The organism is Brevibacillus brevis (assembly GCF_031583145.1).
GTDB lineage: Bacteria > Bacillota > Bacilli > Brevibacillales > Brevibacillaceae > Brevibacillus > Brevibacillus brevis_E.
The window spans coordinates 5,662,470-5,678,981 of record NZ_CP134050.1; the positions used below are offsets into that span (position 1 = coordinate 5,662,470).

Sequence of the window (16,512 nt, forward strand, 5' to 3'; positions counted from 1 at the left end):
ATCGGCATGGCAAGAACATGGGTTTATAAGGAAATCACCAATTAGGGTCACTTTGAATTTCTTGCCCATAACGATAATGGAAACAATGCTGCGGCTTCCCTTCTCCACGCTTCTTTACTTTGGAGATCACCTTTTCTTTCACAAACCTCGTACAGTTTAGGGAAAATGGAATACTTGGTCTGTATCTTCAAGGCCTGGCGATACATGTTTTCGGCATCATCATCTCGACGTGCATTCCTACAAAAGTCTCCCAACAATTCAAGAATTTCTGCGTCGTTTTTTCCCTTTTGTCCGTTTTGGATTAAGAGTTCAATAGCTATTTCACCAAAATTATATTGATAGAGTCTTGTTGCTAACTCTACTTGAACTGTTCGTGACCCGTTTTGGAGGAATCCAATGACATATTCAAAAATATCGAATTCCTGTAACCTCATTAAATGGTTGGCAATATTAAGTAGAAGATTCTCCAAATCCGAGGTTAGAATTTCCTGATTTTCACTTTCTCTAAATACTATCCTGCTCAATACCTGCCATTCTCTAGCTGACAAATTGAAAGTGGGCTTGATTAAATCAAAAAGTTCTTTTTTGGGGAGGAGAAAGCTTAGTAATAGTACGTCGATTTTGTTCTCTTCGTGGATAGAAGCGAGATCGATCCATTCCCGTGCAGCATCACCATAATGCTTTGAGTATAGTTTGGCTGTTGCAATAATATTTCTATCAACTTTGGCTTGGAAACGTTCCAAATAAAAAGCCAGTAATGGATGTCTTGTATTATAAAGAACTTTTAAAAGATTAATCGCATCCTCTGCATTTCTTTGAGGGAAAATCTTTTCTAGTTCGTCTATAATTTGTTGGTCGGTATAATAGGACATCTCAAATACGGAAATAGCAATAGCGAGAGAGGCAAGAGAGTCTTTCCTCATTTCCAGTACTTTAGAAGCGTGGAAGAGTGCATTTTGCTTGTTTCCCTGCTTCAATTCTATATCCGTCAATCTGATGTGAGCCAGATAACTACCTACCCCTTCAATTGTCTGGCCTATTGTCAGATCCCCCAACTCGAGGCATTTTTGATAGACCAGGACCGCATCTGGCAGATACCCCATCTCTTCATAAAGCCTGCCTTGCATAAAATGCAAGTCTGTCACACTAGGGAATGTTTCAATTGCTTCTCGTATCAAAGTAAGGGCATCCTCAAATCTTTTTAAATGCAGGAGTGCTTCTGACATGCTATATAACAAATCGGTTAAATAAACCTTATCTTTACTTAGGTAATATGACTTTTTAAAATACTCAAAGGCCTTTTTGTAATTTTGCTCAACCATGTAGTGGACACCCATGTTATACAAATTATATCCACTTGGATTTGCTTCTACCTCTTTGATTAACAATTTGTAGTTTCGCTCAATTTTATTTTTATCCACCATGACTTCAGTTTTGTAACCTTCATGATGGATGAGCGATTTTCCGACGCCTGATATTAGGCTGGGTTCATCAATGCCTATATGTTCGTGAATTTTCCCGAAATAAGAGAGGCCTATATGATTTTTAAAAAGGCGAATCGCAGGATGATACCTAACTGCACCATTTGAAGCATAGTTTTTGATTTGAAGAGAATAGTAGTCCTTCCCTGATTGAAGATCCGCCTGTAAATCCGCTTGTTCGTCTAAATACTCGTCCGCATCCAACACTAAAATATAATCGCCTGTTGCATGGCCTAGCGCATAATTTCGTGCCGCAGCAAAATCGTGTACCCACTCAAAATGATAAACATTCGCACCGTAATTTTTCGCTATTTCTACCGTAGAATCAGTTGAACCGGTATCGACAATAATCATTTCATCAACCTTAGATCGTGCCATTTCCAAGCACTTACCGAGATACTTTTCTTCATTTTTGACGATCATACAAAGGGAAATAGAATAGCTCTTCATCACAGGTTTCCTTTCATCCATAAGAGGTTCTTAGAATTATTCTTGAAAGGGACTACTATTAATATAATTTTGATGTCCTATTTAATTTAACGACCTTATCCCCTTTGTCTCCTTATTACTTCAAAGGAAATCGTTCTACGTACTCTATGTTTCATTTGTTCTCAGCTCAACCATGTTTTCGCCAAGTATTTGTCTGATTAATGGACTCTCTTGGAACACTTTATTTCTTTGAACGAGTTCAAGAAAAATGGAAGTCGCTTCTTCTACACGTCCGATGGATACATAGTAATTTCCTATTCCGTAATCGTAACTGTCTATGTTTTTTAATGCTTTTATATAATAAATCAACGATTGATACTGTGCCGAGATAGTCAGATGCCAAATACGAAGGAATTCTTCTAAACCGTTGTAGTGTAAAAACAAGAATTCCTCCTTATCAATTTGATTTATATTTTCATCAAATTGAACATCTTCCGGGCTAAATAAGTTATTTGTTAGAACGGATGCAAAAACATAATTTTTAAAAATAAAGGGTAGCTTTGACTTTCTATATGCTTTTTGGATAAGCTCATAAAACTGTCTGGAATCCTCAGTACCATATGAAAGGGCTATCAAAGCTTCTATAATTGGGCTTTCTTGTTTCAAAAGAACTTCCTTCCAATTTTCTCTTAACTCGCTTCTAACCTTTTCTCTATTTTGTAGCTGATTTTGAGTAGTTATTTCTGTAATAAGATGTCTTGCTCTTGTGTCCCATGTATTCTCTTTAATAAACTGCCCAATCTCGGCATTAGAAATCTTCCGATCAATCAGTTCATTTAAATGACCATTAAAACTATCCAGGTTATCACTAATTCTGATAAAGTCGATATTATAAGCAAGTTCGGGCATATTTGTTGCGACTACGGGCAGACCACTTAATACGTATTCATACATTTTTATCGGATCGCAATTCACAATTAAATCCAGATCGTCTTTAAAAGGTATAATTCCAACCCTCATATTCTGCAAATAATTTTTCAATTGGCTGTGTTCTTTAATACCCAAAACAAAAAGGTTTTCCTCTTTTTCGGCCAGCATGCCTTCTTTTACCGGCCCTATTACAACAAATGATTTATTACGATTGGACCTTACTAGATGGTAGAAGAGATCTTCATCAAACCAGCTTTCGACTGCACCAACATAGCACACTCTTGGATGAGGGATGTTTTTTATATCATCCGGAATCACATTCATATCAACATGGCTAAAATCATCGATATTGACTGCATTCTTTGACAGTATTACCCTGTCGTTGTGTAACGATTTGGATAAATACAATGCTGAGCTTGTTGTGGTAATAAGATTTGCTCTTTCCACAAGCTCAGTTTCGTAATGTCTATCTATTTTGCTACTCCAAAATGAGTGCTCAATATCTCCATGATCATCGACGCACTCGTAAATGACTTTAAAATTTCCTGATAGCTTATTAATAGTAGTAATTTGTGACGGAAAATAACAAAGAAAAACGATTTCTTCATTTGAAGAAGTATCAAGTATTTCTTGCAGTATCTCCCTATAATTTCCTAACTGAAAAATATCTTGTTTAAAATACAAGATAGGAGTGTAAATATTCACCAACCCATGCTTCCTGAGGTTTTCTCTGCTAATTACCAACAAATCATTTGTACTAACGTTTGCTTCTTCAACATCATCTCTAACAACAACGGGAGGTTGGATATAATCCACATTGAAACCTTGTCTCATCAATGCCCTTGCCATATGATGAGGCCTTTGGAGCATTTTTCCCCATGGACAAGATGACAGGAGAACAAATCTCATTTTCTTTTCAGAAATATTGCAGCCCAGTTTGAATAGTATACTTTCAATTTCTTTTTTTTCTTGCTCGTCTTTGCTTTGACTATACAAGGTCCGATAAAGGTTTCCCGCAGTAGCGGTCTCACCTTTTCTTTCGTATAGGTAAGCTAAGTTAAAAAGCGTGTCACCATTTTGATCGCCAAGTTCTATACAACGCCATAGTAACTGTTCTGCAGTTTCTAATTGGTTTTGTTCAATTAGCACAATGGATTTCATGTTTAATATATCAACATCATTTTTAATACTGGTCTCATATTCTTCCATCAAAGATAAAGCTTTTTCAAACTCCTTATTTTTTATTAATCCAAGTAATCCGCTCTTAAAATGCTCTTTATATAATTCTATTTCGTTTATAGTATTCATCTATATATTCCGTCCTTTTTCTGTTCCTCTAAATGGATAGGCCTTTTTGAATTTAAAAGGAAGGCTTATTTTTCTCCCACGCTACACAACAAATACCCTTCCATCAGCCTTTTTTCATTGTCCGGAAGTGAATGGTAGAAACTTCGCATAAAACTCGCAGCCAATTGAAACTCTGAAAAGGATCCAAATTGATCCACAGAAACATCAAATCCAACGGAATATTCACTCAGAAAAGCCAACCCTACTTCTTCAAATTGATTTTTTAGCGTTATAACGGGCTGTTCATAACCGTATGGCCAACGGTTTGAACTTTCCAAAATCCATTTCCAACAACGATATAATAAAGATTTGGCATTGGGATTTAATGTGATAACACGTCCGCCTGGTTTACATATTCTTTTCAATTCTCTTAGGATCAAGACCTGATCCTCAAATGAAAAATGCTCCAACACCCCAGAATTAAAAACAACGTCATATGTATCATTTTCAATATCCATTGAGCGAATATCGTTACAATAAAATTTTGCAGGGATATCATGCCGGTCAAACATACGTTTCATCTTCTGAATTGAATTCTCGCTATAGTCGACTAACGTTACGGTTGCACCAAGTTTTGCCAGCTGAAAACTAGAAGTACCTGTCCCTGCCCCCGCTTCAAGAATTTTTGCCCCTTGTATAGGAACGTTCATGTTTTCTATGACAGCATCAACTACGCATTTAAAAAATACGTTTTCGTCAATTTCATTTTCCTTTGCCCACATCTCATCCCAAATTTCTTTTCCGCCATCCCGGCTTACTTGACTCACTTGAAGTCCCTCCCAGGTAATATCAATATAGCGCTTCTGTTGCCACCTATTACAAGAAAGCATGAACGGGGTGGCTGTTTTTTATCTTATCGGAATCCATTCCTATTAAGTGAAGTTAATTTAACGGTTCCTTTATTATTGGTCCTTTGTTACTAGTCATTTTCTATTTTAATTTGATTGAGGGATATTAAGTCTTCTTAACCTAATTGCTGCTGGCCCATAATCGTGTTGGCTTGACATTTTATAACACGCTATCGCGTCCTGAATCTTTCCGACAACTTCATAGAACACTCCTAAATTGTAGTAGGCTAAAAAGCTCCCTGTGCCTATCACGCTGTCATATTTATCTGTTTCCCCAATACTTAAACATTTTCTAAAGGATTCTTCAATCCAATAAATTTGACTAGGGTCGGTTAAACCACCCTTTATCAGATAATTCATAGTAAAAAGTCCACGGGCAAAATGGAAATCCGGATAATCATCGAGGATAGGACTGCATTCTTTAATTACTTGATCACAAACTTTAAAGTGATCCGTTTCAATCAACAAATAAATGTAATCAACTGCAAAAACCGGAAAGTACCCCTCTGATCCATTCAGAAATTTATATGCCTTGTTAAAATAGGTGAAAGCCATTTCTCGTTTTTTTGCACGCTTATATTCTTTCGCCAATTGATAAATGATATATGGATTTTCAGAATCGATCGTGTATTCCTCTTGAAGCAGACTGATATTTCGCTGTGCTTTTTCTTCATTATGAGTAAGATAACCATCGTGATTCACGATGATTGGCAAGCGATAATGCGGCAAATCGGATACAATTTGCTCATGAATCCTGCCAGAATATCGAACATCTCTCGGAAATAATCGCGACACGTATGCAAAGGAACTTTTTTGCTCACCATTATCAATATACTTACTAACTATTTTTAATCTACCAATACCATGATAATTCTCTATAAAATTTCTTATTTCTCCCTTATTTTGTTCAGGCAAGAACTCGTCCGCATCCAGAACTAGGCACCAATCTCCCGTTGCCTGATTTAATGAAAAATTTCGGGCATCAGCAAAACTGTTATTCCATTTATAACTAAATACTTTTGCATCATGCTTTAACGCAATTTCCTTTGTAAGATCTGTTGAACCTGTATCTACAATTACAATTTCATCAATGATATCTTTTACGCTTTTAATACACCTTGCTAAATGCTTCATTTCATTTTTTACAATCATTGCAAGCGATATTTTTTTCACAGAACATCTCCTCACTTACTTTGTAGTTTAGCTACAATCATTTTTGCGCGTTGTGCGGCTGGAAGAAGTTGAGGATGATAAATAGAGCCCTGATCCAATATTGCTGCAGCTTTCGTAATTTCAGAGCGGGAAATATACAACTTACTTAGCTCTGGATAAAATGCAAAAACTTGAGGGTAAGCTTCTGCCCCCATCTCATATACTGCAATTCCTTGTTCAATCTTCCCCTGGGCAAGAAATATTTCCCCTAATTTAAAAATCGCTTTGTAACTCCCCGTTCCGTGATCCGACCAATACTTTATCGTGTCTCCTAACATCAGAGCATGCTCAAACATTTCAATGGCCTGATCATAATCGGACTGACTTTGTAAAAGAAGTCCTTTGATGTACCAAATGTCCGTGTAATCAGGATATAGTGTAATAGCCTCCTGGCATATATTGTGCCCTTCAATAATTTGACTTTCTTCTAAATAACAAACAGCCAAGTTCCTAAGTAGCCTCGAAAAATAAGCGTTGCTTCGGTTTGATAGTTCGTAGCTTCTCTGAAAACAATTCAGTGCTTTCCTTTTATCGCTGTCAACAAGATACTCCATCCCCATGTTGAACCAATGAAATCCATCATTCGGATTTTCTTTTAACTCTTTTTCTAGTAAAGCAACGTTTCTCTCGAATTTACTTTTTCTATTTCTGACCTCTTCAAGGTAGCCATGATGAATGATTTCGGCCTCTATTTGCTTGATCTTGACTTCTCTTCCTTCGAAGAGAACTTGCTCATGAATTTTTCCTTGAAATCGATTTTCCGGGAGATTTCTAAATATCCTCATCACATTTAGCCTTGAAACGTCTGACGGGTTGTCTTCACTTCCTAATAAATTTAACAGTTTTAAGACATAGATGTCTGAGTCGTATGGATGAATCAATTCACCTAGATGCTTTTGGTCAGGCGTCTTTAATTCCTCATCAGCATCTATAAAGAAAATCCAATCTCCAGTTGCTTTGTCGAGGGAGTAATTTCTTGCCGCACTAAAATCATTTATCCAATTAAATTTGTAGACATTGACCTCAAATGCTTTCATAATTTCGAGGGTCCGATCAGTAGAACCTGTGTCTACAACAATAATTTCATCAACTTTCCCTTGAAGGCTGGACAAACATCTTTCGATACATTCTTCCTCATTTTTAACAATTAAGCATGCTGATATCTTGTCCATTTTACCCCTCTTTTCTAATCCGGCATGTAACCTAAAATGACAAAAGAGACCTTTGTCAACCAAAGGTCTCTTTTCTTGACTACAAAATTAGCGGAGCAACTGAAGAACACCTTGAGGAACTTGGTTTGCTTGAGCAAGCATCGCTTGGGAAGCTTGAACCAAAATGTTATTTTTGGTGTAAGCCATTTGTTCTTTCGCCATATCTACGTCACGAATACGGGACTCAGCAGCGGTCAGGTTCTCAGAAGTAATGTTCAGGTTGTTAATGGTGTTTTCCAGACGGTTTTGGTTAGCCCCGAGGTAAGAGCGAGCCGCAGATACGCTGTCAATCAATTTCACAACGTCAGTCAATGCACTGCGAGCACCAGCTTGGGTAGACATATCGATTGCTTGGATAGAAGCAGCGATAGCGGAAATGCTGAAGGATGCTCCCGTAAGATCGAGTTTTTGAGAAGCCTCTTGGCCAACTTGCAGGGAGATAGTAGTGTTGCTACCATCCAACAGATTGATTCCGTTGAATTTCGTGTTGTTTTTGATGTTATCTACTTCATCAGCCAGTGTATTCACTTCATCTTGAACACGAGTCAAATCAGTTGTATTGTAGGTTCCGTTAGCCGCTTGAGTAGCCAATTCTTTAATGCGAACCAGCATATCGTTTACAGTTTGCAAGGAACCTTCAGCTGTTTGGACCAAGGAAATACCATCTTGAGAGTTACGCGCTGCCTGATCCAAACCACGGATTTGTGCTCTCATTTTTTCGGAAATGGAGAGACCAGCAGCATCATCAGCTGCACGGTTGATACGGTAACCAGAGGACAGCTTCTCAATGTTTTTAGACAGGTTGCCAGTGTTTACACCCATTTGACGGTGCGTGTTTTGAGCAGAAATATTGTGGTTAATAATCATCTAGTATTCCTCCTTGATTAGATCGGCCACGTCCATGTGGCTACGAATTAATTGGCTTGGGATTGAGAAACAATCGCGCGCTTGCGTCTCTTACCCTTACACTATTTTTATCGGAGTTACTATTCTATTTGTTTAGTCCTTTTTCTCTAAAAATGGAGTTTTCTTATCAAAATGTGACAAAAAGAAACCTTCCGCTCATTTTACTTTGTCGGAAGGTGTTTCATTCATTAGTTTTTTCATCTCTACCCAGTCAAGCTTCGATTGCGAAGCTACCTCATTCTCTTCCTTAATCGCCAGATAAATTTCTTTCCTGTGCACTTCAACATTACGGGGAGCCTCTATCCCAATGCGTACCTGGTCTCCCTCAACAGAGATAATTTTTATTTCAATTGTGTCGTTGATCATGATCGATTCATTTTTTTTTCGAGAGAGTACTAACACATGAACATCCCCTATCCTTTGGCCGCGGCTTGTTTCGCAAACAACGGTTGACGGATTGAATAGATTTCCTCTTGAAGGATTACTTGCTTACTCATGCGGTTCGACAGATTTATGACGATTGGCGCTTTTAAATTTACGGTTACCTGGTCACTTTCTCTTATCGTCACAATGTTAAATACGGCAACCGATGTTTCCTCATCGATTCTCAGTGCATTTTTAATGGATGGGGAAAGATTGAATTGATAATCCGGAAAAAAAGAAAAAGGGTTTATTACCCAAAAACTTACATTACTGTCTTCAACAGATTGTAGTACATAAAATGGACTATCTTCTTCTTGTATAAGCTGAAAAAACTGCAGTTGAGAAAACCCCGGGATTCCGTCTTCAAAAAACAGTTTGCCCAATTCTATTTGTTGACTTGCATTCATGTTTTCCCCTCACTTACATCATTCGATCAAAATAGCCGCCTACTACTTCAATCTTTAAGCTGTTGTATTGTAACATATACGGTTCGACTTTACCTGGGGTATAAGTATGTTCCGGCGCTTTTGTCACGGGATCCATCCTCATTCCATTTCGCTTTACATCAATTATTGCAGGTTTCAGCTGGATATTGACATCAACACCGTCATCGTTGGACGGAGAAGGTGGGGTATAGCTTCCTTCCAAAACTCGCATTCCCTTTTCTCTACCAATCTCGGCAATCGCATTTTCTTTCGTATAAATTTTCATGAGGCGGTCGCCTTCCTGGCACTTGTCGGATATGGCTTGCAACCATTGCTCTTGAGCGTAAGCCACATTTTTATCGCTAAATTGCATGGAAGTCATAATCCCAATATTGGCTCTGGCTTTACTAGAGTCAATAGTAAGCTCCGTTTTTGCCTGCTCGATACGCAGATCCGCTGGCACCTGACGCAGATTCAACTCTGCATGTGGCTGCTTTATCTCTTGTACTGGCTTTTGGATTTTCAATCCCAACCTTGCAAATGTGCTTTCCATTCGAAGCTGTGGAATCTGCATCAGGCACCCTCCTTATCATCGTTATCTGAGAAAATCAAGCAATGTGGGCTGGATAATACGTGCACCCGCGCCTAGAGCCGCATTGTGTACGCTCTCCTGCTCTTTTAAATTGGTCATAACTTTAGCCATATCTGCATCTTCATTCTTTGACATCAGATCTGAGATACTGACCTCTTGTGTATCCAAACGATCCGCTATCAGTTCAACACGATTTACGCTTGCCCCTAACGCTGACCGTTGGGCAAGCAATTGGTTATATTGTTGGTCGATTTGTATCTGGAACTGTGTTGCCGTCCGACCACTGTTCAATTCATTCAGGATGTTATCAATTACCTTAAACATATTGTTATTGTTATCTGGATAGTTAAAGATATTTTGAGCATTTACGTTTGAAGTCACAAAGATCCCTTGGCTCACCTCTAAATTAATGGGTGAACTGTTTGTACTAACAAAGTCACCCTTCCCGTTATTGGCAGTAGGGTCGTATGGAGCCTTATTGGTATCAGTACCGGAAAAAATATACTTTCCATTAACCTGTTGATTTGCCAACGTTCCCAAATGATTTTTTAACTCTTGGATTTCTGATCCCATTGTTTTCAAGTCTTGAGCGGAAACTGCACCGTCTCCAGAGTAAACCAACAATTCCTTAATACGTTTTATCACATTCCCGACTTCATCCATCGTGCTATCCGTCATATCCATCCAAGACTGCGCTTCATCCACATTTCGCTTATATTGATCATTCTCCATCAAGGAAGAACGGTAAAACATCCCCCGAGCTGCCACAACCGGATCGTCGGAGGGCTTGCTGATTTTTTTCCCCGACGACAGCTGCTGCTGCAGGTTGTCCATATTGCCCATCGATTTATGCAAATTGCGAAGCATATTGTTGTTCAGCATGTTTTGGGTTACGCGTACTGACACGACCTATCCCTCCTATTAGAGGCCAACACGGCCCATGCCGTTGATGACTTTGTCCAAGATTTCGTCCATGCTTGTCATGACGCGGGCGGATGCGCTGTACGCATGCTGGTATTTCACCATTTCCGCCATCTCGTCATCGATGGATACGCCGGAGACCGACTGGCGCTGGTTGTCTACGGTACCGACCAGCATTTCCGCATTCGCCTGGTTGCGTGTCGCTTCCTGGGCATCGACGCCCAATTGGCTAATGGTGTAGCGGTAGTAGTTGTCGAGCGTAGAACTCTCGGCCAGGTCGTTTGGCCCTGTACCTGCTGCGATTACCTTGAATTTGATCGAGGCAATGGCAAGTGCAGCTTCGTTGTTCCCGACAGGAGTGGAGCCGGCTTCCGGCTTCGCGGCAGCGATGGCGTCCAAGCTCTTCAGGATTTCCGGATTGATGGCAATCGTAGCTGCTCCTTTCGGGTAGCCTCCGTTGGCTGTCTGCGTGCTGGAATCTACGAAGAAAGGCAAGCCTTGAGCCGTGCCGTTGTTGATGTCCGCCAGGCTGACGCCGGTACGATGCACATCGTTGATTTCCTTGGTCAGGTTGACAGCCAAAACGTCCAGCCGTTTCAACATGTTCGGCAAAATTTGGTCGCGCGATTCCAAGGTTCCGGCCATGTATCCTGTGGTCGGGGTAAATGCTGCTCCGCCCAATGTGAGCTCGCTCAAGCCCGTTGTCGGGTTTTGCTGGGTGGCAAAAGGCTGGGAGGTCATGCCGTTTACGAAATCCCGGCCTTCGATAGTGACGTTGACCATGCCGTTCGTCGATTGCGTCGCTTTGATGTCGACCAGCTTGGAGAGCTTGTCCAGCAGAACATCCCGTTGATCGTACAAGTCATTCGGCTGATAGCCGTGCGGAACGATATTGGCGATCTGGTTGTTCAAGCTGGCGATCTGTTGTCCCAGTGAATTGATCTCCAGCGCCTTGACGTTGACGACGTTGTCCAGGTCGCTCTGCACTTCCTGCAAATGCTTGTAAGTGGTATTGAAGGTATCGGCGACAGCCTTGCTGCGTTCCCTTACAACCGCACGAGCGGAAGTGTCCGTCGGGTCCTTCGCCAAGTCCTGCCATGCCTGCCACATCTGGTCCATGACCTTTTGCAGGCCGGTATCGGAAGGCTCGTTCATAATGCCCTCCATTTTCTCCAACGTCTCCAGGCGAGCATCCCAGTAGCCTTGACGCTTGTACTCGTTGCGGTATTGAATATCGAGAAACTCTTCGCGCAAGCGCTGAATGCTGTCAGCCTGTACCCCTGTACCGAGCAAGCCTGGCTCGACACTCGTATACATCCCCACGTATGGCAAACCGGTCGTCGTCTCCATGTTCACACGCTGGCGGCTATACCCCTCTGTATTTGCATTGGAAATGTTGTGCCCTGTCGTATTGAGAGCGGACTGTTGCGCAAACAGTCCGCGTTTGCTTACTTCAATGCCATGAAAGGTAGAACGCATGTCTACACCTCTTTACGCTTTTTTATTGAAAAAAGTCCGACTTGCCTGACGATACCCTTCCGAGGTCGGGTTGCCGTAAATGAACTCGTCCTCGGGCGTATCGGTGATCAGGTCGAGCGTCATGTTGACAAAAGAAAGGGATTGCCTAAGCAACTGCTGATTCAGCTCGTTTGCATCTCGCAGTTCGAAAACAATCCGGCTTAGTTCATTTCGGAGGGCAGTCAGCCTTCTCTTCTCTTCCGCACTGATCGTCAACTTGATCAATTCTGCCAGTGTGCCATCCTGCAGGGTGAAGCCTTTTTCGGCTGTCAGCTCTCTCACTACACTCAGACGGGCTGTCTCCGCTGCCGTGATGCCCTTCACCAGCTTTTGCTCCTGGCGGGTAATCGCCACCAGCTCATCGACGTTGCCTTTGATCAGCACGTCTTTCTTTTGCACAGCCAAGGTGTAGAGGGCTTTGTGGAGCTGGATCAAGTTGTCGAGCAGTTCGTAGAGCATCTCCATTTTCGTCATGTTTCTCCCTCGTCTTCCCTAGAGAGCTTGTTTACCGGTTTTTCCAAAAAGACAGGAATTTCTCCGCGATCTTTTCGCTAGGTACCCGGTAGGTCCCTTCCTCTACCTGCTTTTTCAGCAGATCCACTTTCTCCCGTCGCTGCGGGGAATCCGGATCTTCCACTTGCTTCAGCATTTCCATTGCCTCCGGGGAGATGTTGACCTCGTCTTTTCCCATCGCAATCTTTCCTGCCTTGCCTACCTGGGCATTGCCCGTCTTGTTGTAAGCATTCATCATTCCGATTCGATTGGGTTCATGAATCCGCATGTGAAAACCATCCTCTCAAGCCACCGGATGTGAGTATTGTCTGTAACAAAAACCGATGATACTTCTTAGTAGTATCATCGGCAATTTTCAAATCCGGGATTAGGTTTTTTCGGGAAAACTATTCGTCAACATTTTCCTTTCTTCGATAAACTGCGGCAGCCATGTCGACCCCGCCGTCCTGTTTGAGCCGCTCTTCGACTTCGAGCTGCTGCGTAATCTCGTGCTTGAGTCCTTTGATGCACGATTCGCACAGATTTCCCGTCCGGATGATGAAGCCGCAGCTCTCGCACGGATACCCGAGATTCGGGTTCCCGGCCACCGAAATGCGTCCTTCTTTGATAAACTTCGTGATTTGCTTGATGCTGACACCCGTCGCTTCGCTCACCTGATGAATGTTGGATCCGCGATTTTCCCGTTTACGCAAATAACGCGCGCAACGCTCATATTCTTGTTCCACTTCCTGATAGCACTTCTGACAGATGTCGCGAACGGCTTGTACAAAAAGTGCATCACAACGTGAACAGTTTGCCAGTTTGCCCAAAGACATAATGACACCCCTTTAGTCTCCCTACATATTCCAACCGTACCTAGCTCGTTATGTTGTCCATGATAACCCAATTTTTTCTACCTGACTACCGATAGATCGTCAAGGAATAGATGCTGCCCCGCGTCCCTGCATGTTCCCTGATCGTATGTGCGCAAGAGCGCAAAGTCGATCCCGTCGTATAAATATCATCCAGCAATAGGACTCGGTACCAGCCCGAGGCGTTTCCCTTCAGGCTCTCGCCCGCCCAGGAAAAGGCGTCCGCCATGCTGCTCTCACGGGCGGATCGTCCAGCCTGCTTGCTCAGCTTCTCCGTCATTTTCGTCCGGAGCAGCAACGAGCGAACAGGAACCCCAATCCGGTCGCCCAGACGCCGAGCGAGCAGATCTACCTGATTGAATCCTCTCTCCCGCAAACGCTGCTGGTGCAATGGCACCGCCTGTATGCAGTCAAACCGTATCCCTTTGTAGTGACGGTGGACAGCTATCGTCAAAAGCTGGGCGTAAAAGGAAGCCAGTCGTTCTTCCCCGCGATATTTGTACGTGCCAAGCAGATCTTTTCCCCATTCATTATATCGGAGCAAACTGCGGTTGCTTTGAAGCGTTTCCGCCGGTATTTTTTGACAATCCGGACACAACTCACCTGTCTTGCCGTCCCGTCCGCACTGCGGGCAAATCGTATCCCCGATTAGCGGCAGCTTTTCCAGACAAGCTGTGCACAAAGGAAGGGCTTCAACAGATCGGTACATGACGGGGTAGCAGGCTGCGGTGGCTAGACGATGCGCCAGGCCTCGTACGATAGCCTCCCGCATGCGCGAGGCTGCTCGGCCGCCGCATCCGACGCATGAATCTACTCTCATGCCTGCTGCCCCCTTGCGCGAAGCAAATCGGCCAGCTGATTCATCCGCCTGATTTGGCGGACCGCCGCTCGCGGCGAAGCAGCGCGATCCGCCTGCAAATACAGCACGGTGCCTGCCGGATCGTCAGCAGACCTCCCTACCCGTCCGGCGATCTGCACAAGCGATGCCTCATCAAAAACCGGGGCCTCTGCGCCGATCACGGCTACATCGCTCCGCGGGATGGTCACTCCCCGCTCCAGGATCGTGGTCGTCACCATGAGCCGATAGCGTTTTTCCCGGAATGCGCGGACTTTTTCTTCGCGCATCGGATCCGCCGCATGCACCCCCGCCACGGATGGAGCTGCATCCGGAAAAAACGAGGCCAGGTAGTACACGACCCTGTCCACGTCTTCAATGCGAGGGACAAACAAAAACAGCTGACGCTCTGATTCCAGGCAGCGCCGAACGAGCTCCAGGAGCGCTGTGATTGGTCTGCCTGTCCGCAGCCTCTTATGCAGCCCCTGGACTGTGACTACCTGCGGGACAGGCAAAGCATGCCCATGGTAGCGGCCTGGCAGCAGAACATGCGTGGCGGACTTCAGCATCGGTCGCGCGAAGAGCGGGCTGAGCATCCCCGTCGTTTTGACGACCAAGCTCTTCCTCAGATAGCGCGGGGGTGTCGCACTCAGATAGAGCAGCTTCTCTCCCCGCTGCACAGCCCTTGCCACCGCTCTGTAGAGCATCGGGTTGTTGTGATAGGGAAAAGCGTCCGCCTCGTCGAGTACAACCAGGGGAAACCGCTGATAGTACCGCATGACCTGATGGGTAGTCGCGATGGTGATCTGCGCATCTTCCCACTTCTCGGGGCTGGAGCCGTGCACCGCGATGACGCGGGCGTGAGGAAAAACGCGCTGAATGCGCGGAGCCAGCTCCAGCACCACATCTTTGCGGGGAGTCGCGATCAGAACTCGCCCGCCTGCAGACAAAGCCTCTGCTATTGACGGGAATAACAGCTCCGTTTTCCCAGCGCCACACACCGCCCAGATCAAAAATTGAGACAAGCCGGGACGTCCGGCGGCGACAAACCTTCTCGCCTGTTCTGCCGCTACCGCTTGCGCTGGGGAGTAGCTGCCGTTCCAGTCCAGGGTGGCAGCCAGACGCGCCTCTACTTGTTCTCCTGCCGAAAGCAGGGGAGCCGGTACCAAAAGGTATGGCGTGCAGCACTTGCTCCTGCCCATTCCGAGACAAGCGGTGCAATAGGCGCAGCCTTGCCCGCACGTATGGCAGACGGTCAGCTCCATCGTCCTCCGACCGCTGCCGCAGCGCTCGCAAAACAGGTCGAGCCTCCTGCGCCAGCCTTTCGCAACGGAAAGACATACTCCGGGCCGCCACTCTGCCCTCTCCCCCAGCACCATCCGCTGCAGCATCGCCATTAAATCAGGCTCTTCTATCGCTACGTCCTGTTTTCCCAACAACGTCACAAGCTCTTCCCAGAGAAGAGCGCGACCCGCAAGAAGCTCCCGAATCGACGTGTCTGCAGTGGGACTATCGGCAAGCGGGGCTGACTCCGGCCAAAGCTCACCCGATCGACAGGCACGTACAGCCCCTTCCCCGTCTTCCCAGGTAAACCAGGTGCGACCAAGCGGCTTTGCAGAGCCGGCCTCGCACGCATATAGCGCGTTCGCCTCCCGCACCCTCGCTACCGCCAGCTGCCTCAGCTCTGACAGCCCCTCTTCGCTCCACGGCTGCGAAGACGCCCGCCGCTCCTGCAGGCGCGCATTCACTGCTTCCCTGAGTGAAAAGACGAGTGCGAGCGAGGGGCTCCTCCCGATGACGTGCAAACGGCAGCCTTCCCGCTCCCGCCAAAATGATTGGTCTACCGCAAAACAAGGCGTGACGTAGGCCTGCGCCGGCATAGCCGTCGTTTCGCCGGTTTTGATATACAGCAAATACTCTCGCACGCGCGATCCCTCCCGGACGTGTTCTCTTGCCCTCAGTGTGCAAAAAGAAAGGGAGGTCCCGCAAATATTTCACCTGCTGTTAGAAAACCTGGCTACGCCATGCCTTTTGGCGAAGCCGCGGTACCCAAAGGGCACAAGTCTCGCT

The 16,512-nt window shown here is 44.6% G+C and carries 16 protein-coding genes; all 16 read right to left on the minus strand.

Annotated elements, in window-relative coordinates:
• Positions 1 to 47: 47 nt before the first annotated feature.
• The 16 genes from RGB73_RS27975 to RGB73_RS28050 all read right to left on the minus strand — a co-directional run bounded on the left by RGB73_RS27975 (position 48) and on the right by RGB73_RS28050 (position 16,367).
• Entirely contained in the window at positions 48 to 1,931 is a 1,884-nt protein-coding gene (locus tag RGB73_RS27975) for a glycosyltransferase (RefSeq protein ID WP_310766561.1), read from the minus strand.
• 144 nt (positions 1,932 to 2,075) lie between these two features.
• Positions 2,076 to 4,148 carry a glycosyltransferase gene (locus tag RGB73_RS27980; protein ID WP_310766564.1) on the minus strand — a complete coding sequence of 691 codons (2,073 nt, stop codon included), beginning with the start codon at positions 4,146 to 4,148 and terminating at the stop codon, positions 2,076 to 2,078.
• Positions 4,149 to 4,213: 65 nt separating this feature from the next.
• Positions 4,214 to 4,954, minus strand: coding sequence for a class I SAM-dependent methyltransferase (locus RGB73_RS27985; protein ID WP_310766567.1), 741 nt, complete (start codon positions 4,952 to 4,954; stop codon positions 4,214 to 4,216).
• A gap of 168 nt (positions 4,955 to 5,122) precedes the next feature.
• Positions 5,123 to 6,208 carry a glycosyltransferase family 2 protein gene (locus RGB73_RS27990; RefSeq protein WP_310766570.1) on the minus strand — a complete coding sequence of 362 codons (1,086 nt, stop codon included), beginning with the start codon at positions 6,206 to 6,208 and terminating at the stop codon, positions 5,123 to 5,125.
• Positions 6,209 to 6,219: 11 nt separating this feature from the next.
• Positions 6,220 to 7,419 carry a glycosyltransferase gene (locus RGB73_RS27995; RefSeq protein WP_310766573.1) on the minus strand — a complete coding sequence of 400 codons (1,200 nt, stop codon included), beginning with the start codon at positions 7,417 to 7,419 and terminating at the stop codon, positions 6,220 to 6,222.
• 87 nt (positions 7,420 to 7,506) lie between these two features.
• Positions 7,507 to 8,325 (minus strand): flagellin N-terminal helical domain-containing protein, encoded by an 819-nt coding sequence (locus RGB73_RS28000; protein ID WP_310766576.1) that lies wholly within the window; start codon positions 8,323 to 8,325, stop codon positions 7,507 to 7,509.
• A 195-nt stretch (positions 8,326 to 8,520) separates the two neighbouring features.
• Positions 8,521 to 8,766 carry a carbon storage regulator CsrA gene (gene csrA, locus RGB73_RS28005; RefSeq protein ID WP_310766578.1) on the minus strand — a complete coding sequence of 82 codons (246 nt, stop codon included), beginning with the start codon at positions 8,764 to 8,766 and terminating at the stop codon, positions 8,521 to 8,523.
• 11 nt (positions 8,767 to 8,777) lie between these two features.
• Positions 8,778 to 9,194, minus strand: coding sequence for a flagellar assembly protein FliW (fliW, locus tag RGB73_RS28010; protein ID WP_310766580.1), 417 nt, complete (start codon positions 9,192 to 9,194; stop codon positions 8,778 to 8,780).
• A 13-nt stretch (positions 9,195 to 9,207) separates the two neighbouring features.
• Entirely contained in the window at positions 9,208 to 9,786 is a 579-nt protein-coding gene (locus tag RGB73_RS28015; RefSeq protein WP_310766583.1) for a DUF6470 family protein, read from the minus strand.
• Positions 9,787 to 9,807: 21 nt separating this feature from the next.
• Positions 9,808 to 10,710 (minus strand): flagellar hook-associated protein FlgL, encoded by a 903-nt coding sequence (gene flgL, locus RGB73_RS28020; protein WP_310766586.1) that lies wholly within the window; start codon positions 10,708 to 10,710, stop codon positions 9,808 to 9,810.
• 15 nt (positions 10,711 to 10,725) lie between these two features.
• Positions 10,726 to 12,204 carry a flagellar hook-associated protein FlgK gene (flgK, locus tag RGB73_RS28025; protein ID WP_310766588.1) on the minus strand — a complete coding sequence of 493 codons (1,479 nt, stop codon included), beginning with the start codon at positions 12,202 to 12,204 and terminating at the stop codon, positions 10,726 to 10,728.
• 12 nt (positions 12,205 to 12,216) lie between these two features.
• The gene (locus RGB73_RS28030; RefSeq protein ID WP_310774581.1) at positions 12,217 to 12,708 is read right to left on the minus strand and encodes a flagellar protein FlgN; all 492 of its coding nucleotides are present in this window, start codon (positions 12,706 to 12,708) and stop codon (positions 12,217 to 12,219) included.
• A gap of 40 nt (positions 12,709 to 12,748) precedes the next feature.
• Positions 12,749 to 13,024, minus strand: a complete 276-nt coding sequence (gene flgM / locus RGB73_RS28035; RefSeq protein WP_310766591.1) for a flagellar biosynthesis anti-sigma factor FlgM — start codon at positions 13,022 to 13,024, stop codon at positions 12,749 to 12,751.
• A 118-nt stretch (positions 13,025 to 13,142) separates the two neighbouring features.
• Positions 13,143 to 13,571, minus strand: a complete 429-nt coding sequence (locus tag RGB73_RS28040) for a TIGR03826 family flagellar region protein (RefSeq protein WP_310766594.1) — start codon at positions 13,569 to 13,571, stop codon at positions 13,143 to 13,145.
• 85 nt (positions 13,572 to 13,656) lie between these two features.
• The gene (locus RGB73_RS28045) at positions 13,657 to 14,427 is read right to left on the minus strand and encodes a ComFC family protein (RefSeq protein WP_310766597.1); all 771 of its coding nucleotides are present in this window, start codon (positions 14,425 to 14,427) and stop codon (positions 13,657 to 13,659) included.
• Entirely contained in the window at positions 14,424 to 16,367 is a 1,944-nt protein-coding gene (locus tag RGB73_RS28050) for an ATP-dependent helicase ComFA (protein WP_310766600.1), read from the minus strand. Before RGB73_RS28050 ends, RGB73_RS28045 begins: the two co-directional genes overlap by 4 nt.
• Between the last annotated feature and the right edge of the window lie 145 nt (positions 16,368 to 16,512).